This window comes from Massilia sp. DJPM01, from assembly GCF_030348125.1.
Lineage (GTDB): Bacteria > Pseudomonadota > Gammaproteobacteria > Burkholderiales > Burkholderiaceae_D > Telluria_A > Telluria_A frigida.
This window is the reverse complement of sequence record NZ_JAQOZV010000049.1, coordinates 1-21,127: the sequence shown is the minus strand read 5'-3', so window position 1 is coordinate 21,127 and position 21,127 is coordinate 1. Positions and strand designations below refer to the sequence as shown.

The 21,127-nt window shown below is 63.5% G+C and carries 18 protein-coding genes; 5 read left to right on the top strand and 13 right to left on the bottom strand.

From position 1 onward, the window contains the following. Window positions 1–65 precede the first annotated feature (65 nt). Window positions 66–917 carry a symmetrical bis(5'-nucleosyl)-tetraphosphatase gene (locus PO883_RS25510; RefSeq protein ID WP_289312248.1) on the top strand — a complete coding sequence of 284 codons (852 nt, stop codon included), beginning with the start codon at window positions 66–68 and terminating at the stop codon, window positions 915–917. Here PO883_RS25510 and PO883_RS25505 read toward each other — a convergent pair. The 6 genes from PO883_RS25505 to PO883_RS25480 all read right to left on the bottom strand — a co-directional run bounded on the left by PO883_RS25505 (window position 914) and on the right by PO883_RS25480 (window position 5,616). Then, on the bottom strand, window positions 914–1,654 hold the full coding sequence (locus PO883_RS25505; protein WP_289312247.1) for a 1-acyl-sn-glycerol-3-phosphate acyltransferase: 741 nt from the start codon (window positions 1,652–1,654) through the stop codon (window positions 914–916). The genes PO883_RS25510 and PO883_RS25505 overlap by 4 nt on opposite strands. Window positions 1,655–1,731: 77 nt before the next feature. Next, window positions 1,732–3,042, bottom strand: a complete 1,311-nt coding sequence (locus tag PO883_RS25500) for a dihydroorotase (protein WP_289312246.1) — start codon at window positions 3,040–3,042, stop codon at window positions 1,732–1,734. Between the two features lie 2 nt (window positions 3,043–3,044). After that, window positions 3,045–4,010: an aspartate carbamoyltransferase catalytic subunit gene (locus PO883_RS25495; protein WP_099875215.1), complete on the bottom strand. Its 966-nt coding sequence runs from the start codon at window positions 4,008–4,010 to the stop codon at window positions 3,045–3,047. After that, complete coding sequence (pyrR, locus tag PO883_RS25490; protein ID WP_289312245.1) at window positions 4,003–4,539, bottom strand: bifunctional pyr operon transcriptional regulator/uracil phosphoribosyltransferase PyrR; 537 nt, start codon at window positions 4,537–4,539, stop codon at window positions 4,003–4,005. The genes PO883_RS25495 and pyrR overlap by 8 nt, the downstream gene beginning before the upstream one ends. Next, the gene (gene ruvX / locus PO883_RS25485; protein ID WP_229413812.1) at window positions 4,523–4,864 is read right to left on the bottom strand and encodes a Holliday junction resolvase RuvX; all 342 of its coding nucleotides are present in this window, start codon (window positions 4,862–4,864) and stop codon (window positions 4,523–4,525) included. Before ruvX ends, pyrR begins: the two co-directional genes overlap by 17 nt. An 89-nt stretch (window positions 4,865–4,953) precedes the next feature. Next, window positions 4,954–5,616, bottom strand: a complete 663-nt coding sequence (locus PO883_RS25480) for a YqgE/AlgH family protein (RefSeq protein WP_289312244.1) — start codon at window positions 5,614–5,616, stop codon at window positions 4,954–4,956. 182 nt (window positions 5,617–5,798) lie between these two features. Between PO883_RS25480 and PO883_RS25475 the strand changes: the two genes are divergently transcribed. Beyond that, window positions 5,799–7,253, top strand: coding sequence for a deoxyribodipyrimidine photo-lyase (locus PO883_RS25475; RefSeq protein ID WP_289312243.1), 1,455 nt, complete (start codon window positions 5,799–5,801; stop codon window positions 7,251–7,253). A gap of 130 nt (window positions 7,254–7,383) precedes the next feature. On the opposite strand, the gene PO883_RS25470 is transcribed toward PO883_RS25475, so the two are convergent. The 6 genes from PO883_RS25470 to PO883_RS25445 all read right to left on the bottom strand — a co-directional run bounded on the left by PO883_RS25470 (window position 7,384) and on the right by PO883_RS25445 (window position 17,260). Beyond that, complete coding sequence (locus PO883_RS25470) at window positions 7,384–13,290, bottom strand: Hpt domain-containing protein (protein ID WP_289312242.1); 5,907 nt, start codon at window positions 13,288–13,290, stop codon at window positions 7,384–7,386. Window positions 13,291–13,317: 27 nt separating this feature from the next. After that, window positions 13,318–15,630 carry a methyl-accepting chemotaxis protein gene (locus PO883_RS25465; RefSeq protein ID WP_289312241.1) on the bottom strand — a complete coding sequence of 771 codons (2,313 nt, stop codon included), beginning with the start codon at window positions 15,628–15,630 and terminating at the stop codon, window positions 13,318–13,320. A gap of 44 nt (window positions 15,631–15,674) precedes the next feature. After that, window positions 15,675–16,208: a chemotaxis protein CheW gene (locus PO883_RS25460; RefSeq protein WP_289312240.1), complete on the bottom strand. Its 534-nt coding sequence runs from the start codon at window positions 16,206–16,208 to the stop codon at window positions 15,675–15,677. Between the two features lie 3 nt (window positions 16,209–16,211). Then, a complete protein-coding gene (locus PO883_RS25455; protein WP_167087000.1) occupies window positions 16,212–16,583 on the bottom strand; it encodes a response regulator in 372 nt (123 codons plus the stop codon). Between the two features lie 17 nt (window positions 16,584–16,600). Further along, the gene (locus PO883_RS25450) at window positions 16,601–17,002 is read right to left on the bottom strand and encodes a PleD family two-component system response regulator (protein ID WP_054268473.1); all 402 of its coding nucleotides are present in this window, start codon (window positions 17,000–17,002) and stop codon (window positions 16,601–16,603) included. 105 nt (window positions 17,003–17,107) lie between these two features. After that, on the bottom strand, window positions 17,108–17,260 hold the full coding sequence (locus tag PO883_RS25445) for a rubredoxin (protein WP_054268606.1): 153 nt from the start codon (window positions 17,258–17,260) through the stop codon (window positions 17,108–17,110). Window positions 17,261–17,367: 107 nt separating this feature from the next. Here PO883_RS25445 and PO883_RS25440 point away from each other — a divergent pair, with 107 nt between their 5' ends. Both PO883_RS25440 and hemL read left to right on the top strand, forming a co-directional pair. Beyond that, window positions 17,368–18,222, top strand: a complete 855-nt coding sequence (locus PO883_RS25440) for a hydroxymethylpyrimidine/phosphomethylpyrimidine kinase (RefSeq protein ID WP_373890103.1) — start codon at window positions 17,368–17,370, stop codon at window positions 18,220–18,222. After that, complete coding sequence (gene hemL / locus PO883_RS25435; protein WP_167086998.1) at window positions 18,219–19,508, top strand: glutamate-1-semialdehyde 2,1-aminomutase; 1,290 nt, start codon at window positions 18,219–18,221, stop codon at window positions 19,506–19,508. Before PO883_RS25440 ends, hemL begins: the two co-directional genes overlap by 4 nt. Before the next feature lie 51 nt (window positions 19,509–19,559). Here hemL and PO883_RS25430 read toward each other — a convergent pair whose 3' ends face one another. Further along, window positions 19,560–19,778, bottom strand: coding sequence for a hypothetical protein (locus tag PO883_RS25430; RefSeq protein ID WP_289312238.1), 219 nt, complete (start codon window positions 19,776–19,778; stop codon window positions 19,560–19,562). An 850-nt stretch (window positions 19,779–20,628) separates the two neighbouring features. On the opposite strand from PO883_RS25430, the gene PO883_RS25425 reads away from it, so the two are divergent. Continuing rightward, window positions 20,629–21,051, top strand: coding sequence for a hypothetical protein (locus PO883_RS25425; RefSeq protein ID WP_289312237.1), 423 nt, complete (start codon window positions 20,629–20,631; stop codon window positions 21,049–21,051). The last annotated feature ends 76 nt before the right edge of the window (window positions 21,052–21,127 follow it).

Genomic DNA, 21,127 nt, shown 5'->3' with positions numbered 1-21,127 from the left:
TATCCGCGGAGGTCGGAAATTTGAAACCACGATTTTATGTGAAACCCGCCAGTACTGGAATTTAATTGTTAAGAACTTACGTAATTGGCGACCTCCAAGGGTGCGCCCACGAAGCCGCCGTCCTGCTCAAGCGCATCGATGACGATGCCGCGGGACAGGCGCGGGTGCTGTTCGTGGGTGACCTGATCAACCGCGGCCCGGCCTCGCTGGACGCCTTGCGCCAGGTGGCGGCGCGCGCGCGCGCCAGCGGCGGCACCAGTGACGCCCTGCTCGGCAACCACGACCTGCACCTGCTGGCGGTGGCCGTGGGCGCGCAAAAGATGTCGAAATCCGACACCTTGGACGCCATCCTCGGCGCGCCCGACCGCGATCAATTGATCGACTGGCTGCGCCATCGCCCGCTGGCCATGATGGCCAAAGGCCACCTGCTGGTGCATGCCGGCGTGGCGCCCCAGTGGGATGCGGCGCAAACCATGGCGCTGGCGGCGGAAGTCGAGACGGTGCTGCGCGGGCCGGGCTGGATCGATTTTTTGCGCGAGATGTACGGCAACGAGCCGGCGCGCTGGGACGATGCGCTCACCGGCATCGCGCGCCTGCGCTGCATCGTCAACGCGCTCACGCGCATGCGCCTGTGCGCGCCCGACGGCAGCATGGATTTCAAGGAAAAGGAAAGCGCGGGCGCGCCGCCCGGATCGAATCTGCGGCCCTGGTTCGACCTGCCCGGCCGCCGGAGCCTTGGCACCACCGTGGTGTTCGGCCACTGGTCGGCCTTAGGCCTGCTGCTGCGCCCCGACGTCATCGGCCTCGATAGCGGCTGCGTGTGGGGTGGCAAACTGACGGCCCTGTGCCTGGACGACCGCAGCCTGCTGCAGGTCGACTGCCCCGAGTACAGGGAACCCGGCAAACAGAAGCCCTAGACGGCCTGCTGGCCCAGCGCCGCGCCCACGGCCACTTGGGCGGCGGCGCACAGGTCGCGCCGGTGCGCGCCGGCGCCATCCATCGCTTCCAGGCATATCAGGCGCGCGGTGACCGGCGGGCCGGAGAGAATCGCCACCATGCTGTCGGCGAAGGTCATCTCGCCGATGAATTCAATCGATGGATGCGGCGCGCCGCTGGCATCCACATAGCTCACCGCGTACGGCTGCACCATCACTTTGGCATCCACCGCCGCCTCGAACAGATTGGCATGGAAGGGCAGCAGGGTGCCCTGCGGAGCCGTGGTCCCTTCCGGAAAAAAGGCGACGCGCTCGCCCTGCTCCAGCTTGAGCACCAGGCCCTTGAAGATCTGGCGCAGGTCGCGCCGGTTGCCGCGCGCGAGAAACACCGTGCCGCCCTTGTCGGCCAGCCAGCCCAGCACCGGCCACTCGCGGATTTCCGACTTGGCCACGAAGCGGCACGGGTACAGCGCATTGATCACGAAGATATCGAGCCACGAAACGTGGTTGGCCACCACCATCGCGTGCGCCAGCGCCGGCACGCCGGTCGATGGCGTCACCGTCACGCCGCAGATGCCCACCAGCCGTCGCGACCAGCTCTGGGTCACGCGGTCGCGCAGCCGGTGGCTGGCCCACGGGAACACGAATGCGCACGCGGACAGGCCGGTCAGCAGATGGAAAAACACGCGGCACAGCCGGAAATAGAGCTTGATCTTCATTGACACCAAAGGAACGGGAATGCCGGGCGCGCCGATGGCGCCCGGTTTGCCTGCGGCGTCGCGCGCCGCCGGTCATCTTAACGCTGGAACGCGACGCGTCCGCCCACGATGGTCGCCTTCACCTGCCCGGCCAGTTCATAGCCGAGGAAAGGCGTGTGCTTGCCCTGGCTGGCCAGCGCTGACGCTTCGACCGTCCAGCGCGCGGCCGGATCGAACACCACCACGTCGGCGGGGGCGCCCGGCGCCAGCTGGCCCACCGCCAGGCCGGCAATGCGCGCCGCGTCGGCCGTGATCTTGGCGATGGCGCGCGCCAGCGGGGAGCTTGACCCGGCCGCGCCATGCTGCACGCTGGCGTAATCGTCGGCCCACTTGATGGCCAGCGACAGCAGCAGTTCCAGGCCGGTGGCGCCGGGAGAGGCTTCGCCGAACGGCAGCAGCTTCTCGTCGTCGTCGACCGGGGTGTGGTCGGAGCAGATCGCGTCGATGGTGCCGTCGTACAGGGCGGCGCGGATCGCATCGCGGTCGCGCTGGCTGCGGAACGGCGGCGTAACGCGCGCGTTGGAATCGAAAAAGCCGATGTCGGCGTCGGTCATGTGCACATGGTGCACCGCCACGTCGCAGGTGACCGGCAAGCCTTCCTTCTTGGCCGCCCGCACCAGGTCAAGGCCGGCGGCGGACGACATGCGGCACAGGTGCACGCGCGCGCCGGTGGCGCGCACCAGTTCGAACACGGTGTGCAGCGCGATGGTCTCGGACATGACCGGCACCCCGGCCAGGCCAAGGCGCGATGCCAGCGGCCCGCTGTGGGCGATGCCGCCGCGCCCGATGTGCGCATCCTGCGGACGCACCCACACGGTAAAGCCGAAGGTTTTGGCGTACTGCAGGGCGCGCAGCAGCACCGTGGTGTCTTCGATGACTTCCTCGGCCTGCGAAAAGCCGATACAGCCCGCTTCCGTCAGCTCCACCATTTCGGTCAGGGCCTTGCCCTTCAGGCCCATGGTCAGCGCGCCCAATGGGTGCACGTGCGCCTGCTGCAGTTTGCCGGCACGGTACTTGAGCATTTCGACCAGGCCCGGCTCGTCCAGCACCGGATCGGTATCGGGCGGGCAAATCAGGCTGGTCACGCCGCCCTGCATCGCCGCCTGCATCTCGGACTTGAGGGTGGCCTTGTATTCGTAGCCCGGCTCGCGCAGGCGCGCCGACAGGTCGACCAGGCCGGGAGCGACCACCAGGCCGGTGGCGTCGATGCTGTTGCCGGCCTTGAAACCGGCTGGCGCCGTGCCGGTCGATGCCACTTTGCCGTCGACGATAAACAGGTCGGTGACCGTGTCGATGCCGTTGGCCGGGTCGATCAGGCGCCCGTTCTTGATATGAAGATGGTTGTTCACGTTCACCCTTGCGCTCCTGCCAGAATACTCATTACCGCCATCCGTACCGCGATCCCGAACGTCACCTGCGGCAAAATCACCGCCTGCGCACCATCGGCCACGGCCGAATCGATTTCCACGCCCCGGTTCATCGGACCCGGATGCATGACGATCGCATCGGGTTTGGCCAGTGCCAGGCGCTCGGGCGTCAGGCCGTAGCTCTTGAAATACTCCTGCGCCGACGGCAGCAGCGCGCCGCTCATGCGCTCGTTCTGCAAGCGCAGCATGATGATCACGTCGACGTCTTTCAGGCCCTCGTCCATGTTGGTGAACACGCGCACGCCCATCTGTTCCAGCCCGCCCGGCAGCAGCGTGTGCGGGCCGATGGCGCGCACTTCCGGCACGCCCAGGGTGGTCAGCGCGTGGATGTCGGAACGCGCCACGCGGCTGTGCAGGATGTCGCCAACAATGGCCACGCGCAGATTGGTGAAGTCTTTCTTGTAGTGGCGGATCGTGTACATGTCGAGCAAGCCCTGGGTCGGGTGCGCGTGGCGGCCATCGCCCGCGTTGACCACATGGACGTGCGACTGCTTCGTGTCGATCAGGTGCTTGGCGATCAGGTAGGGCGCGCCCGACTGCGCGTGGCGCACCACGAACATATCGGCGTGCATGGCCGACAGGTTGTCGATGGTGTCGAGCAGCGACTCGCCCTTGCTGGCCGACGACGCCTGGATATTCAGGTTGATCACGTCGGCCGACAGGCGCTTGGAGGCGATCTCGAAGGTGGTGCGGGTGCGCGTCGAGTTCTCGAAGAACAGGTTGAACACGCTCTTGCCGCGCATGAGCGGCACCTTCTTGACTTCACGGTCGGAGATGCCGACAAAGCTCGACGCCGTGTCGAGGATATGGTTGACGATCGACTTGGGCAGCCCTTCGATGCTTAACAGGTGCTGCAGTTCGCCATTTTTATTCAGTTGCGGATTAAGCATGGTCTTCTTCTATGGTGAGCGAAAATTGCCCGTCGCCGGCACGCGCCAGCGCAAGCGACTGATGGGCTTCCAGCGCGACGGCGGTGGCGACGAAATCGGCCGCCACCGGCAGTTCGCGCCCGCCGCGGTCGGCCAGTGCCGCCAGCATGATGCGCGCCGGGCGGCCATAGTCGAACAGCACATTGATCGCCGCGCGCGTGGTGCGGCCGGTGTAGAGCACATCGTCCACCAGCACGATGGTGGCGCGGTCCACGTTGAACAGGATGTGCGTCGGCTTCACGTCCGGATGCAGGCCCTTCTTGGCAAAGTCGTCGCGGTAGAACGAGACGTCGATGAAGCCCAGGCGGTCTTTCAGGCCCAGGTCCGCCGCGAGGCGTTCGGCCAGCCAGGCGCCGCCCGAGTGAATGCCGATGATCGCCGCGTCCTGCACCCCGTGCAAGCCGTCACGCACCTGGCCGAGCAGCGTCTGGTACAGCGCCTCGGCGTCGAACTGCCTGATTGCGTCGAGCTGATTAGTTGTTGTTGGCATGGTCGTCAAAGTATTGTTGCAAAATGATGGAGGCGGCTTGGTCGTCGATGATCTGGCCGCGTTTGGCGTGGATCACGGCCGACGAATAGCGTTCGTCGACCAGCGTGACCGGCAGGTTGAAGCGCCCGTGCAGCTGGTTGGCGAAGCGGCGGCAGCGCAGCGTCATGTCGTGTTCCGTGCCATCCGGGTGGCGCGGTTCGCCGACCACCAGGCGGGCCGGGGCCCAGGCGGCGATCAGGTCGCCGATCTGCTTGAATCGCGCCGCATTGTCGATGGCGTTGACCACCGCGAGCGGCTGCGCCTGGCCGGTCAGGGTGTTGCCCATGGCGATCCCAATACGCTTGATGCCGAAATCGAAGCCGAGTACCAGTTCAATCACCGCTTCAGCCACGCGCGCGGTTCCCGCTGTGATGGTCAAGCATGGCCAGCCTCGGAGGCGAGCATCAGCGGGTCGATGCCAAGCAGTTTGATGGCGGCGTTGTAGCGCTCTTCGATCGGCAGGTCGAACAGCACGTGCGCGTCGGCAGCCACCGTCAGCCAGCCATTGCGGCCGATTTCATCTTCCAGCTGGCCGGGGCTCCAGCCGGCATAGCCGATCGACACCAGCAGGCGCCGGGGTCCCTCGCCGTTGGCCACCGCTTCGAGCACGTCGATCGAGGTGGTGAAGGCCACGTCCTCGGTCACCGTCAGCGACGAGGAATAGCGCGCGCCGGGCGTGTGCAGCACGAAGCCGCGGTCGTCCTGCACCGGGCCGCCGAACATGATCGGTTCATTGACGACGGCCGTGCGCAAGCCATCTGCCAGTTTCAGGTCGATGCGCTCGAACAGCACTTCCATGGTCATGTCGGTCGGCTTGTTGATGACGACACCAAGCACGCCTTTGTCATTGTGCTCGCAGATGTAGACGACGGTGCCGCCGAAAATCGGGTCCTGCATCGATGGCATCGCTATCAAGAAATGATTTGCCAGGTTCAAGGCGGACCCCGATGCCAGGGCGCTGCGCTCGTCGAGACGAACCTCGTCGTCCTGCGACATGCCGGGCACGGGCAGAGTTTTGCCGATTTTGCTTTTCTTCATATGCGTCACTCTCTCTGCTCGCTCTCTGATGTTTACTGCTAGTATCCGGGCCGGAAAACGATGGAATTTTCGATAGTTTACACTGATTTGCGGCCGCCACCCACCGGAAGCGCCATCGCGCGCGCAGCTAACTGCGATGGTAGCCGATAATACGCCTTCCATTCTTGACACCCAACACCATCATGACATTGAGTAAATCGCTCGTCTGGTTTCGCCGCGACTTGCGTGCCTTCGATCACGCCGCGCTGCATCATGCGCTAACATCGTCGAACAGCGTTTATTGCGTGTTCATTTACGATAACACAATCCTCGACAGTTTACCGCGCGCGGACCGCCGGGTCGAGTTCATTCATGCCAGCCTGGCCGAACTCGATGCCGAATTGCGTCAATTGGGCGGCTTTCTGATCGTGCGCCACGCCGACGCGGCGCAGGCAATTCCAACACTTGCGGCGCAATTGGGCGTGGATGCGGTCTTCGTCAACGGCGACTACGAGCCGCAAGCCATCGCGCGCGATGCGGCCGTGGCCAGCCGCCTGGAAGCCGATGGCCGGCGCTTTTTCAGCTACAAGGACCAGGTCATTTTCGAGAAGAGCGAGGTGCTCACGCTGGCGGGCCAGAACTTCTCGGTGTTCACGCCGTACAAGAACGCCTGGCTCAAACGCATGGCGGCCGAACCGGATTGCGTGGTACCGTATTCGGTGGAGCCGCATGCGGCGCGCTTCGCGCCTCCTTGCGGCGACGAACGCCTGCCGGCGTTGAGCGAGATCGGTTTCGCGCCGACCAATCTGGCGGCCTTGTCGATCCCGGCCGGCATGAGCGGCGCGGCGCGCTTGTTCGAGGACTTCATCGGGCGCATTGCGGACTACGGAGAGGCGCGCAACTACCCTGCCGTCAAGGGGCCGTCGTATCTGTCGGTCCACCTGCGCTTCGGCACCCTGTCGCTGCGCCATCTGGTGCGCACGGTGACGCAGTTGATCGCGCGCGGGGCTGGCGGCGAAGGTGCGCCGGTGTGGCTGTCGGAACTGATCTGGCGCGACTTCTACGCCATGATCCTGTTTAACCATCCACACGTGGTCGAGCGTGCGTTCAAGCCGGCCTACGATGCGATTGCGTTCGAGACCGGGGCGCAAGCCGACGCGATGTTTGCCGCCTGGTGCGAAGGGCGTACCGGCTATCCGCTGGTCGATGCGGCCATGGCCCAGTTGAACCAGACCGGCTACATGCACAACCGGCTGCGCATGGTCACGGCCTGCTTCCTGATCAAGGATCTGGGCATCGACTGGCGCCGGGGGGAGGCGTATTTCGCACTGCACCTGAACGACTTCGATCTGTCGTCGAACAATGGCGGGTGGCAGTGGGCGTCGTCGTCGGGATGCGATGCGCAGCCTTACTTCAGGATTTTCAATCCGGTGACGCAGTCCGAAAAATTTGACGCCAAGGGGAAGTTCATCCGGCGCTATCTGCCGCAGCTCGATGGCTTGTCGGACAAGGAAATTCACGCGCCGTGGACGGTGCCGCCGATGGTGCTGGCGCAGAAGAAGGTCGTGCTGGGGAAGGATTACCCGGCGCCGGTTGTCAGGCATGACGAGGCGCGGGCGAAGACGCTGGAGCGGTATGCGGTGGTGAAGGTCAGCTAACCGCTCTCCCTTCCCCCTCGCCCCGTCGTTCCAGCCAAGGCCGGGAACGACGGGTTTACGGGCAGCGAAAATAAAAAACGCCTTGCGCCGTTTAACCGGGGCAAGGCGTTTTGTCTTTGCTACCTACCGCTTAATGCGCAACCGGCATATCCCGATTCAGCAAACCGGCAATCGCCGCCAGCAGCATCTCTTCCTGGAACGGCTTACCGAAGTAGGCATTCACCCCCAGATCGAGCGCGTAGTTGCGGTGCTTGTCCGCGGTACGCGAGGTGATCATGATGATCGGGATCTCGTTGGTGCTGCTGTTGCCGCGAATATTGCGCGTCAAGTCGAAACCATCCATGCGCGGCATCTCGATATCGACCAGCATCAGGTCCGGCACCGTCTCTTGCAGGTGTTCGAGCGCATCGACGCCGTCCTTGGCCAGCACCACCTGGTAGCCCTCGCGCTCCAGCAAACGCTGGGTCACTTTGCGCACGGTCAGCGAATCGTCGACCACCATGATGACAAAGTCCGCCGCCCGCGTCTCAGGCACCGCCGCCGTCGTTTCCACGACAACGCGCTGGCGCATTTGCGGATGATGGTCGAGGTGATGCGACAAGGCCACCGGATTAAGAATCAGCACGATATCGCCCGAACCGAGCACCGTCGCACCGGAAATCCCGATCATGCGCGACAACTGCGGTCCGATATTCTTGATAACGACCTCGCGGTTGCCCTGGATATCGTCAACCTGCACCGCCAGGCGGTCGGCGCCGCTCTTGAGCACCATCACCGGGCAGGAACGCTGCGACATCGGACGCGCTTCGGCATCGCCCAGCAAGGTCGGCAGATAATGCAGCGCCACCTTCTGGCCCTGGAATTCCACGAAACCTTCGGCGTGCGCGGCGTTGACGGCCGCTTCTTTCATCTGCAGTACCTGCTCCACCAGGATCGATGGCAGCGCAAACGTCTTGGTACCGCTGGTGGTCAGCACGACCTGGGTGACCGCAAGGGTCAGCGGCAGGTGAATCGTGAAGCGCGCGCCCTTGCCGGCTTCGGTGGCAATCGCCACCCGGCCGCCAAGCGCTTGCGCTTGCGAGCGCACCACGTCCATACCCACGCCGCGGCCGGCCAGTTCGGTCAGCGCATCGGCGGTCGAGAAGCCTGGCTCGAAAATCAGGTCGGCCGCTTCGGCGTCGGTGACGGTGGCATTCGGCGCCAGCAGGCCGTTTTCACGCGCCTTGGTGCGAATACGGGCCAGGTCGAGACCTGCGCCGTCATCGTTGAACTGGATGACCACCTCGTTACCCTGCTGGCTGACCTGGATCAGCAGCTCGCCGGTTTCGGCCTTGCCGGCCGCACCACGGCGTGCGCGCGATTCGATACCGTGCACGATGGCGTTACGCAGCAAGTGCTCGAACGGCGCGGCCATCTGCTCCAGAACGCTGCGGTCGATTTCGACCGTGCCACCCCGGATATCCAGGTTGACCCGTTTGTCGATTTCTTTCGCGGTCTGGCGCGCCACGCGGAACAGACGTTCCGACAGGCTGGCAAACTGCACCATCCGTACGCGCATCAGATCCTGCTGCAGATCGCGCGTCAGGCGCGACTGCACGTTCAAGTCGTCGGTGGCGCCGTCGACCGTGCGCGTCAGGCTTTCGTGGAACGACGCAACGTCGTTCACCGATTCGGCCATCATCCGCGTCAATTCCTGCAAGCGGGTAAAGCGGTCGAATTCGAGCGGATCGAATTCGCGTTCGCTGGAAATCGACATACGCGACGAAATCTGCGACTCCGCCTGCATCTCGACTTCGCGCAGCTGGCGGCGCAAACGGCCAAGATTGTCCGAGAAGTCGCTCAGCGACGCCTTCAGGGTCGAGACCTGGCTCTCCAGCTTCGAGCGCGTGATCGACACTTCACCGGCCTGGTTGACCAGGCGGTCCAGAATGTCGGCACGCACACGCACCAGCGGCGTACGGGTCTGGGCGGCGTGCGCATCGTCCATGCTGCCCGGGGCCGTAGCGGCCAGGCCAGGCACCGGCACCACGCCGAGGGCGGGCTGTTGCAGTTGTTCGAACAGCAGCAGCGCGTGATCGTAGTTGGCCATCAGTTCGTCGAACGCGGCTGGCGTCGACGTTCCGGCGTGGACCATGTTCTCGATCTGCGTTTCGATTTCGTGGGTGTGCTGGCCGAGGCGCATCGCACCGGCCATCCGCGCACTGCCCTTGACCGTGTGCAGCGTACGCAGAAGCTGCTGTACCGGGCTGGTATCGGACGGATTCTGCTGCCACTTGCGCAGGTTGTTGCCGATTTCCGGCAACAGGTCGGTACCCTCTTCCAGGAACACTGGCAGCAGGTCGACGTCAAGGTCATCGGCGAAGGCCGTTTCGGCCACCGCAGGCGCGGCTGGCGTGTCCGACTCCGGCTGCAGCAAGGCTTCGAGCAGCGGCACGTGCGCCGTCATCGGCTGCATCGGTACGACCGGCGCCGGTTCTGGTTCCGGCAGCGCTGCGGCCACTGGCTCGGCTTCGGCCACAGGTTCTTCGGCCACAGGTTCTTCGATCACCGGCTCTTCAACCAGCGGTTCGGCTTCGGGCACGGTTTCTTCGGCCACTGGCTCTTCGACCAGCAACTCGGCTTCAAGCACAGCTTCATCAACCAGTTGTTCTTCAAGCACCGGCTCGGCTTCGATCACGGCTTGCGCTTCGATCACCGGCTCGTCGAACACCGGTTCGGCTTCGATCACGGCTTGCGCTTCGATCACTGGCTCGTCGAACTGCGGTTCGGCTTCGATCACGGCTTGCGCTTCGATCACCGGCTCGTCGAACAGCGGTTCGGCTTCGATCACGGTTTGCGCTTCGATCACCGGCTCGTCGAACAGCGGTTCGGCTTCGAACACGGCTTGCGCTTCGATCACTGGATCGTGCTGTTGTTCCACCACCGGCTGCGCCGGTTCCGGATTGTCCAGCAGCGGCACATCGAACGGATCGTCCTCGCCGAACAGGGCGTCGATCGCGTCGACTTCCGGCTCGGACGGCGTCTGCGCCACGGCCGCTTCGCGTTCCGGCATCACTGGCGGCTCTGCCACCAGGCTGTCGAGCGTATCGGCAAACAGGCCATCCAGACGGCGTGCCAGGTCTTCGTCGGCACCCGCAAACACGGCGGCCGCTTCCTGGGCTGCGAGCTGCTCGCGCAATACGTGCAGGCGTGCCACCAGATCCGGTTCGGCCGCGGCCAGTTCGCCGAGCGCGAAGCGCTGCAGCATCTGGCGCACGCGGTCGATGGTTTCGTCGAGCAGGTCGCGCTGGGCTTCGTCGAACACCGGGGCTGGGCTCTTGAGCACCATCTCGACTTCGTACGCGATTTCGCGCAGGGCGTGGAAACCCACCGTGGCCGAGGTGCCGGCCAGGGTGTGCGCGGCTTTTTCAGCTTCCGGCGTGACCTGGCGCTGCGGCTCGTGACGCCATTCGGCGAAATCCTGGCTCAACAAACGAACCAGTTCGTCGGTCTCGGCGAGGTAAATGTTATACAGCGGCAGCGGGATTTCGAGTTCGCCAATGCGCTTGGTGTTGTCGTCGGCCGCGGCCAGGGTGCCCGGGACCGGGAAGTCGATGACATTGCCCGGCGCCGCGCTCTCCGTGGCCGGCAGGGCGATGATATCGTCCAGGACCATCGGCTCGAACGAGTCGTCGATCGCGAAGTGTTCGTCGTGATGTTCGTCCACCGGCGTTGCCGTCTGCAGCGGCTCGTCGGCCATGGCCGGCGTGACGTCGGCCGGCGTCGCATCCATCGAGAAGGCTTCGCCATGCTGCACGCGTTCGGCGGCGGCAACCAGCGCTTCGCTGGTGCGCTGCGAGCTGCCCGTGGTCGCCAGCTGCTCGACCCAGACGCTCATGTCGGCGGTGGCGCGGGTAAGCAGCGCCAGCAGGTTGGCGTCGGCTGCGCGTTCTTCCGACAACCACAGGTTCATCACTTTTTCGACGGCGGCGGCGCCTTCGGCGAAATTGTTCAGGCCAACCATGCGGCCGCTGCCCTTGAGCGTGTGGAAGGAGCGCCGCAGCATCGTCAGCGTTTCCATATTGGTCGGCATGCTTTGCGCCGCCGGCAGGGTCGAGCCGACAAAGGCCAGCACTTCCTGTGCTTCGGAGATGAAAATTTCGAGCAGTTCGGCTTCGATTTCGTCGTCGCCCGGCGGTGCCGGTGCGGCCACCGCCATCGGCGCCCTGGCTTCTGCTTCGACCACCACCGGCGCCGCCGGCGCAGGCGCCTCGGCTACCGGCACGGCTTCGATCACCGGTTCCTGGTCGAATTGCGATTCACCGTGCGCCGGTTTTTCAAACGGAACGGCGCGCAGCATGCCATCGTTGCTGTCGAACGTGAAGCGCTCGCGCGCCTCGTCGACGTTCTTGGCCAGCATATCGACAAAAAAGCCCAGCGCGCCGACGTTTTGCGCGATGTTTTGCAGCGACGCGGCTTCGAGTTCGGCATTGCCTTCGGCCGCGGCCAGCGTGCGTACCGCATCCTTGACGTGCAGGGCGGCGCGCATCGCGTCTTCCTGGTCCAGGATGGCGACGGCGCCCTGCAACTGGTGCAGCACCGGATCGATCTGGGCCAGGGTGGCGCGCTTGCTGGTGTCGGAGTAGTAATCGTCGAGGACTTTTTCGACCTGGCGCAAGCCGTTTTTCATTTCGGCGGCCAGCACGGCGACGGTTTGCTCGTGCTGGATGCGGCGCGACAGGTCGCCCTGCCATTGCGGCGCTTCCGGCGGCGTTTCACCGGCGCCGATGGCCTGCAGGCGCGCGCCAATCACTTCGGCGTGGGCGTCGAAATCGTCCGGCAACTGGCGGATCTTGTCGAGGCTATTCTCGATGAACAGCATGGCGGTCGCCATTTCGAGGCTGAACACGCTGTTGCGTTTCGAGGCGGCCGAATCTTTCGTGACGCGCACCATCAGGTGCTGCAGGCTCGCCAGCGCCGGGGCGCCCAGCTTTTCGCCGGCCGCGGCCAGGGTGGCCAGCAGTTCTTCGAATTCGGTTTCCAGCGCCGGCAACGGTTCGACCGAGAGCCGGTCCCAGATGGTCTTGGCCTTGGCCAGCGCTTCCTTGGCGGTCTTGAGCGCCTCGGCGTCGATGCGGCCGTAGCGGCGCGTATCGTAATCGGCCGGCACCATGCCATCGAGCTGATAGGCGCGGCGCAGGGCCAGCGCCGTTGGCGGCGGATTGGGTACGGCGGCCATGAAGAACAGGGCGTCGCGCAGCATCGTTTCGGGCAGGCTGACCTGGCCTTGCGAGAGGCGGCGGATTTGCAGATTGATCAGGCCAAACAGCTGCTTGACATACAGGTCGCTGGCCAGATGGCCTTCGGTCACCAGTTCGGCAAAACCCTGCATCGCCATCCAGAAAGTGCGCGGCAAGGGCTGGTCCTGGGCGTCGGCCACATGGGCGATCGCTTCGAGCAGCATTTGCGCGTGCATTTGCTGGCTGGCCTGGTCGGGGCTTTTCAGGAACGGCAGCAGCGCTTTTTCAAAGCGCGTGCGGCAGGCGGCGTAATCCGGCGCACTGTCGGGCGCCACGTGGCGCTTGAGCGACACCGGCGCCGACAGGTCGGCGAAAAACAGGTCGGCCGGGTGGATCCGGTCGGCGCCCAGCATTTCCTTGAGCGCGCGGTAATAGGGGAACAGGCGCGCCGGCTGCTGTGGCGCGCCCGAAAGCAGTTCTTCGAGATACTCGATCAGCGCCTGGTAAGCGTGGGCGATGACTTGCGCGCGCTCGGGCGTGCAGTCGAGCAGGCCATCCTTGAAGCGGTCCAGCGCGTTTTCCGCGGCCTCGGTCATGGCGCCGGCGCCATCGACATCGACCATCTGCAAGGCGCCGTGCGCCTGGTGCAGATAGGCTTTCGCATGCTTGAGCGAACTTGCCTGGGCTTCCGCCGTATGCTCCGCCGCCTCTGCCAGCGCGGTATTGGAGCGGCCCAGCGCATCGCGGATCTCGCTCATGACCCAGGACAGCGGTCCTGTGTCGAACTGCGGTACGTGCGAATTGTCAGTAGTGGTCATGCTTACCTTGATAAATCAACCGGGTTCTCAAGCCACCACGCGGAAGCGCGATACCGAGTTTTTCAGTTCCTGCGCCAGCAGCGAGAGCTGGCGAATCGATTGTGCGGTTTGCTGGGTACCGTCCTGGGTGTTCTCGGTCACCGACAGGATGTGCTGAATGTTGTGCGCCACATCGTTCGCCGATGTCGCCTGCAGCTCCGTCGCAAACGAAATACCCTGAATCAGTTCCGCAAGGCGGTTCGAAACGCGCGAAATGTCGGACAGTGCGGCACCCGCGGCATCGGACAGCCTGGCTCCCTCGACCACACCCTGCGTCGATTTTTCCATAGCGGCCACCGCGTCGTGGGTATCGGTCTGAATGGTACGCACCAGCGCGCCGATCTGTTTTGCCGCTTCCGCCGAACGTTCCGCCAGTCGCTGAACCTCTTCCGCAACCACCGAGAAGCCGCGCCCCGCTTCGCCGGCCGATGCCGCCTGAATCGCCGCGTTCAGCGCCAGTACGTTGGTCTGTTCGGTAATGTCGGAAATCAGTTCCGTGATCTCGCCAATCTCCTGGGACGATTCGCCCAGTCGCTTGATTCGTTTCGAGGTTTCCTGGATCTGCTCGCGAATTTCGTGCATACCCTTGATCGAGTTTTCCACCGCCGTCGAACCTTGCAATGCCGCCGCAACCGACTGGCGCGCAACCTCTGCCGATTCATTCGCCGACTTCGATACGTCGGTAATTTCGTTCGCCATTTTCAGAACCGTCTCGGACGCTTCCTGGATCTCGCGCGACTGCTGCTCGGTCGCCGCCAGCAGGTCGGTCGAAATATTCTGCGCGTTGGTCGATGCCGAAGTCACCTGCTCGGCCGTGGTCGTGACGCGTTCCACCAGACCGCGCAGCTCTTCCACCGTGTAGTTAACCGAGTCGGCGATCGCGCCGGTGATGTCTTCCGACACCGTTGCGTGCACGGTCAAGTCACCATCCGCCACTTCTTGCAGTTCGTTCATCAGGCGCAAAATAGCGGCCTGGTTCTGGTCGTTGGTCGCTTTCGCTTCTTCTTCCTTCGACTGCGCCAGCTGGCGCAACGTTTCCGCTTCGTGGCGACGCGCATCGGCGCCGCGGGCACGGGTACGGGAATCTTGCAGCATGACGCGGGCGATACTCACGCCGACGGCCAGGGTAAACATGGTGGCCAGGGCCATCACCCAGAACCAGACATTGTTCGAATCCTGCTCGGTACGAAAGCCCACCTGCACCTTGGTCAACAGCGCCTTGACTTCTTCGTTCTCGTAAAAGATCGACTGTTCGGCGCCCTTGGCGGCCGTGAATTTCGGCAGGTTGTCGAGGATCGAGGCCACCAGTTTCTGGTAGGTGTCGAACTTCGATTTGATCAGTTCGAGCTTGACCCGCAGTTCCGCGTCTTTCGTTGCGGACAGCTGCATCGTCTCGTTCCCGTTCAGGAAGCCTTCGACCGTGGTACGGAAGGTCGTGGTGTCGCGTCCCAGCTGGAACGCGGTTTCGGAACGGATACCGCCGGAGGTCAGGAATTCACTGGCGCTGCGCGAGAGGCGCTGGGTCAGCATCATCAGGCGCCCGATGGCGGCCAGTTCGCGCGGCGTGCCGCCACGCTGGACTTTTTCGTTGAGCAGTTCTTCGGTCATCGACAACAGCTCTGGCGAGAGCGTGTCGAGCTGGCGCAGGGTCTTTTCAAAACCGGTCAGTTCCGGCTTCATGCGCAAGATGGTGCCTGCGGAATTGTCGGAGGTAACCCATTTGGTTTTCGCAGCGGCGATCAGCTTGTTCATGCTGGCCGGTGGCGTCGGCAGCTGCACGCCGCCGATCTTGCCGCCGCGCTGGAGCGCGTTCAGGTCGGCCGACAGCTGGACCCGGCTCTGATCGAGCTGCACGAACGCTTCCTGGTTACCCTGGATCGCGTTAGGCGCCGCTTTACCGATACGCTGGGAGTGCATCAGCGCATCCGATGCGATCTGGGTCTGGGCCGACGCGTCCGAGCTACTGGCCGCGTTGCGCCACAGCGCCACCACGGTGACCAGGATGCCGGCCACGAACACCATCAGCAAGATACGCAGCTGGCGCGGCAGCGACAGGTGGCCGATCAGCGGCAGGCGCGCTTCGGTCTCGCCATCGTCGTCGTCCGCGCCTCGCTTGCGGCCCATGATATTGGCCAGGCGCAGTTCGTCGTGCTGATCGAGCTCGGCGCGCAGACTGTCGTCCACCACGTCGGGCGCGGGCGCGCTATCGTCCTTGTTCAAGGCCGCAGCCTCCAGGTCGGGACCGAATTCTGTATCCGGTACCGGCTCACCCTTTGGGGTACTCTTCCATGCAAATCCCATTCCAGCTCCCAGTTTCTTAAGGTATGGCCACTTATGACTGCGGCTTAAAATCCAACGTGCAAAAACCGCGCATCGGTGACGAGGGCCGCCAGGTCGAGCGGGATCCATTCGTTTGCATCGGTATCGCGTAATCTGTCGCCGACCACTTCCATGTCGCCGGCGTGGCGCAGGCCGTACACCCGGGCCACCAGCAGGCCGCAGTTAAAGCCGAGGTGGGTGGCCAGGGTGACCACCCGGCTGTCCGGGCCGGTCACCGTTTCGGCGCCTCCCTGGAAGCGCGCGAAATCGATCAGGCCGACCAGATTGCCCCGGATATTGGCCAGGCCAAGGTACCAGGGCTGCGTCAGCGGCACCACCGTCACCGGCGGGATCGGCACGATTTCGCCGGCCTGGGTCAGGTCGAGCAGGAAGCGCTCGGCGCCGATCAGCACCCCCAGTTGATTGACACGCGCACCGCTGTTGGTACGGGCCGCCTGCATGCGTTCGAGCAGCTGCACCTGGTACTGGCGCAAGCGCGTGCGGCGGCTGGCGCCATCCGACGGGGCGGAGGCGACTGGGGCGAAATCGACGTCGCTCACGGTTTAGGCGCCGCCGAGGGCAGCGATTTTCGCCAGCAGCAATTCGGCATCGACCGGCTTGACCATGTAGTCGCGCGCACCCTGGCGCAGACCCCAGACGCGGTCGGTTTCCTGGTTCTTGCTGCTGCAAATGATGATCGGCACGTCGGCCAGCTCGGGGTCGCGCGCGATGGTGCGGGTGACCTGGAAGCCATTCGCGCCAGGCATGACCACATCCATCAGGATCAGTTCAGGTTTGTCGTCCTTGATCTTGAGCAGCGCTTCCTCGCCGTTTTCGGCGGTGGTCACGGTGAAACCGGCTTTGACCAGGATATCGGTCAGGTAGTAACGTTCGGTCGGGGAATCGTCGACGATCAGGATTTTTTGTATGGCCACGGTAGGTTCCAGAGATATTATTTTGAGTCGGCGTCGGCAGTATGTTCGCGCACCGCGCTGAGCAGACTGTCTTTGCTGAAGGGTTTGGTAAGGTAGGCGGAAGAACCGACCATCAGGCCGCGGGCGCGGTCGAACAGGCCATCCTTCGACGAGAGCATCAGCACCGGGGTGGCGTGAAAACGCGCGCTGCGCTTGATCAGCGCGCACGTCTGGTAGCCATCGAGGCGTGGCATCAGGATGTCGCAGAAAATCAGCGACGGATGATGGTCGTTAATCTTGGCCAGGGCATCGAAACCATCTTCGGCCAGCACCACCTGATACCCAGCCTGGGTGAGGAAAATCTCGGCCGAACGACGGATCGTGCTGCTGTCGTCGATCACCATGATTTTCAGTACATTCGGTTGAGGCAATGTCGTCATTTTCAATTTCACTCAGCATGAACCTGAACGATATCATAGGGCAACCCTTTTGTCCCCTTAATGTTGCGGCCAGTCAACATGTGTCTGCAATAAGCCTCATGGCGATTAGATAACAGTCATTTCGAAGTCATCTTTACGGGCGCCGCACTCGGGACAAGTCCAGTTCATCGGCACATCGGCCCAGCGGGTGCCGGGGGCGATGCCTTCTTCCGGAATGCCGGCGGCCTCGTCGTAGACCCAGCCGCAAATCAGGCACATCCAGGTCTGGAAAGCGGCACCTGCGGCGCCGGTTGTTTCTATGCTGCTCACGTTGACTACCCTTCTATCTAGTAAAATGCCGAATCAGGCATCTTAATCTACCGGCCGTGCAAATCCAAACTTCTCCTCTGATCTTAACGTTCGGCGTGTCCGACCCCATAGGCGCCATCGGCATCCAGGCCGACCTGGCGTGTTTTTCAGCCCTCGGCTGCCACGGCCTGTCGGTCACCACCGGCATTCTCATTGCCGACACCGCGCGCGTCGAAGACCTGCAGGAAGTCGACGCCGACTGGGTCTGCGACCAGGCCCGCGTGGTGCTCGAAGACATGACGGTGGCGGCCTTCAAGGTGGGCGCCCTGAGCAGCGTCGAACAAGCCTCGGCGATTGCCGAAATCGTGTCCGACTATCCGGACGTGCCGCTGATCCTCGACCCGTTTTTATCGAGCCTGCCCGACTCCGGCCTGGCCGACGACGACATGCTGGTCGCGATCCGCCAGATCCTGGTGCCGCAGGCCAGCGTGCTGCTGCTCACCCAGGTGGAACTGGCGCGCATGGCCGAAACCTGGCGCGACGGCGGCGGCGACATGCTCAAGGAAGACGTGCTTGAGCTGACCGGCATGGGCTGCGAGTACGTGCTGGTCAAATGCACCTCCACCAGCGGCAGCGGCGCCGGCGCGCAGCTGGCCAACACCCTGTTCGACGAGAACGGCGTGGTCGGCACCTTCAACTGGCAGCATTTCCCGGGGCCGTTCGTGGGCGCCGGCAGCACCTTGTCGGGTGCGCTGGCGGCGCTGATGGCGCGCGGGGTCCACGCCGGCGGCGCCGTCGACACGGTCGACGCCATCCAGGCAGCCCAGGAGTTCACCGTCGGCGCGCTGGCCAATGCGCAGCGCTTCGGCATGGGCAAACTGGTTCCCAACAAATTTTTCGCACACCCTATTCCTCCATCGAGCAAGCCATGACCACAGACTCCCTGAATAACACGCTGTTCGCGCGCGCCCAGAAAACCACCCCGGGCGGCGTCAATTCGCCGGTGCGCGCCTTTAAATCGGTGGGCGGCACGCCGCGCTTCATCACCCGCGCCGAAGGCCCCTACTTCTGGGACGCCGACGGCAAGCGCTATATCGACTACATCGGTTCCTGGGGCCCGGCCATCGTCGGCCACGCCCATCCGGAAGTGGTGAAAGCGGTGCAGGATGCGGCCGCGCGCGGCCTGTCGTTCGGCGCCCCGACCGAAGGCGAAATCCTGATGGCCGAGGAAATCTGCCGCCTGGTGCCGTCGATCGAGCAGGTGCGCCTGGTGTCCTCGGGCACCGAAGCGACCATGAGCGCGCTGCGCCTGGCGCGCGGCGCCACCGGACGCGACAAGATCGTCAAGTTCGAGGGCTGCTACCACGGCCACGCCGATTCCCTGCTGGTCAAGGCCGGCAGCGGCTTGCTGACCTTCGGTAACCCGACCTCGGCCGGCGTGCCGGAAGACTTCGTCAAGCACACCCTGGTGCTCGACTATAACAATGTGGCCCAGCTGGAAGACGCGTTCGCATCGATGGGCGACACCATCGCCTGCGTGATCGTCGAACCGGTGGCCGGCAATATGAACCTGATCAAGGCCACGCCGGAATTCCTGCGCGCCATGCGCGACCTGTGCACCAGGCACGGCGCGATTTTGATTTTCGACGAAGTCATGTGCGGCTTCCGCGTGGGCCTGGGCGGGGCGCAGGAACTGTACGACATCGTGCCGGACCTGACCGCGCTGGGCAAGGTCATCGGCGGCGGCATGCCGGTCGCGGCCTTCGGCGGTCGCGCCGAGCTGATGCAGAACATGGCGCCGATCGGGGCCGTGTACCAGGCTGGGACGCTGTCGGGCAATCCGGTGGCGGTGGCGGCGGGCATGACCACCCTCAGGCTGATCCAGGAACCGGGCTTCTACGAGAAGCTGACGGCGCAGACGGCCAGGCTGGCGGCCGGGCTGGCGCAAGCGGCCAAAGAGGCGGGCGTCTCCTTCTGCGCCGATTCGGTGGGCGGGATGTTCGGGATTTACTTCAGCGACGAGGTGCCGGGCAGCTATGCCGAGATGATGGCGGGCGACAAGACCCGCTTCAATGCGTTTTTCCACGCGATGCTGGACGAAGGCGTGTACTTTGCTCCGGCCGCGTTCGAGGCGGGCTTTGTCTCGGCGCAGCACGATGATGCGGTGATCGACGAGACCATCGCGGCGGCGCGCCGGGTGTTTGCCAAGCTGGCCTGAGGACGATCCGTTCGAGGTGGGCTGCCCTGGCTTACCCGGCAGGGTCGGCCGCTAACCGGGCTGCTGTTTTTTCGCCCGCTGCGGCCAGCCCGCCAGCGGCGGCGCGGTCAGGATGAAGACGCTGTGCGCCGGCGCTTGCGACGCGATAAACCGCGCCGCTTCCTGATTGTTCCGGCTTGCCTGGTCTGCATCGAGCGGCGAATCCTGTCCATCCCAGATACAGTCCAGCCGCGATTCAAATCCAGGCGCATGCCAGATGCCGCCTTCCACCCGCGCGATGGACCAAGCCCTGACGAGCTGCCTCGGCGCAGACGTGCAACGCAACGCTTGGCGACAGGCGCATGTCGATACCGCGATTCAAATGAAAGGACGCGTCGGGCGACTCACAGAGGGCGCTTTTATCGATATTCATGTGAATATCCTCGTTGTTCCTAGATCATACAACTATTTGACCGAGTGCCGCTTTGGAGGGAAAACGACCAGTTTTCGCTCATTGCGCTGACGATGGCCTTGAGGGTGCTAGAGGAGCGGCCTGACCTATGGAGTAAAACGAGTCCGATAGTGGCGACATCATTTTTCAAGCGAACGACTACCTTACACCGGAGTCCCCGGCCGTGCTGAAGAAACTAGCGCAGCACTCGGTTATCGGTTTGGACACTCGGAATTTTGCGGCTGTTTGTAAGCCCGCCACGGCGTCGTTCCGACGCACTCGGACGGAAGCAGAGTTCCCGCTTGCCGGCTTTAGAATTGCCGCCGCCCCCCGCAAGGCCGCGCTCGATAACCAAGCCATTTTGGATCGAATCGGCGGGGCAGTGCCTATCACGACCACATCAATCTAGTGCCCAGAAAGCGCACGATACCACCCCGCCGTCCGCCTCCGCGCCTGCGATCACACCGAACCGAGCAGTTTCGGAAAAAATAAGCAAGATTGCCCCGTTTTGAAGTCTCCACCAGCGGCACATGCTGTTGAGCCACTGCGTGTGGCTCAAATGCCGGCTCCGACTCAGCCATCGCCCACCGTTCAATCACCTCGCGCGCCAAAGTAAGGTTGCGGCTGCAGTGCAGTAGAATTGCCATTAGCCAATCTCCACAGATGACTAAACACTATAGGGGGGGGGGAATGATAAAAGTTTACGTTGACACGGGCGGACTACACCCTCAAGTCCGAGCGCTTGAGCGGCAAAAACTGCTCGAAACATACCATTATCCGTTTGAAAATAAAAATGCAAAGGTACGGAATATAGTACCAGGCTCCGGCGCGACGTGGGGTCAAAGCGAACACGTAAGTTGGGCGGCCGATTCCGGGTCATGGGACGATGATGAGCCATCTAGCATATTTTTACAGCTTCGAAAAATTGTTGGCGGACAACAGGTGGACGCGCAGCATTTAGACTCTGCTTTGAAAGCTGGATGCCAAATTTTTGTTACCAGTGACAAGGGCGATATATGGTCAAAGAGAGATGCCATCCAAGTGCTCACAGGACTCGTCATCTTGCACATGCCATCTCAAGTCGATGAATTGATAACCATTTGCGCGGGGTGACTTCAATTTTCAGACCAAGCAGTCAGGCCACTTGGCGGCAAAAGCAAAAGCGCCCACCATTTACTAGCAAAAAATA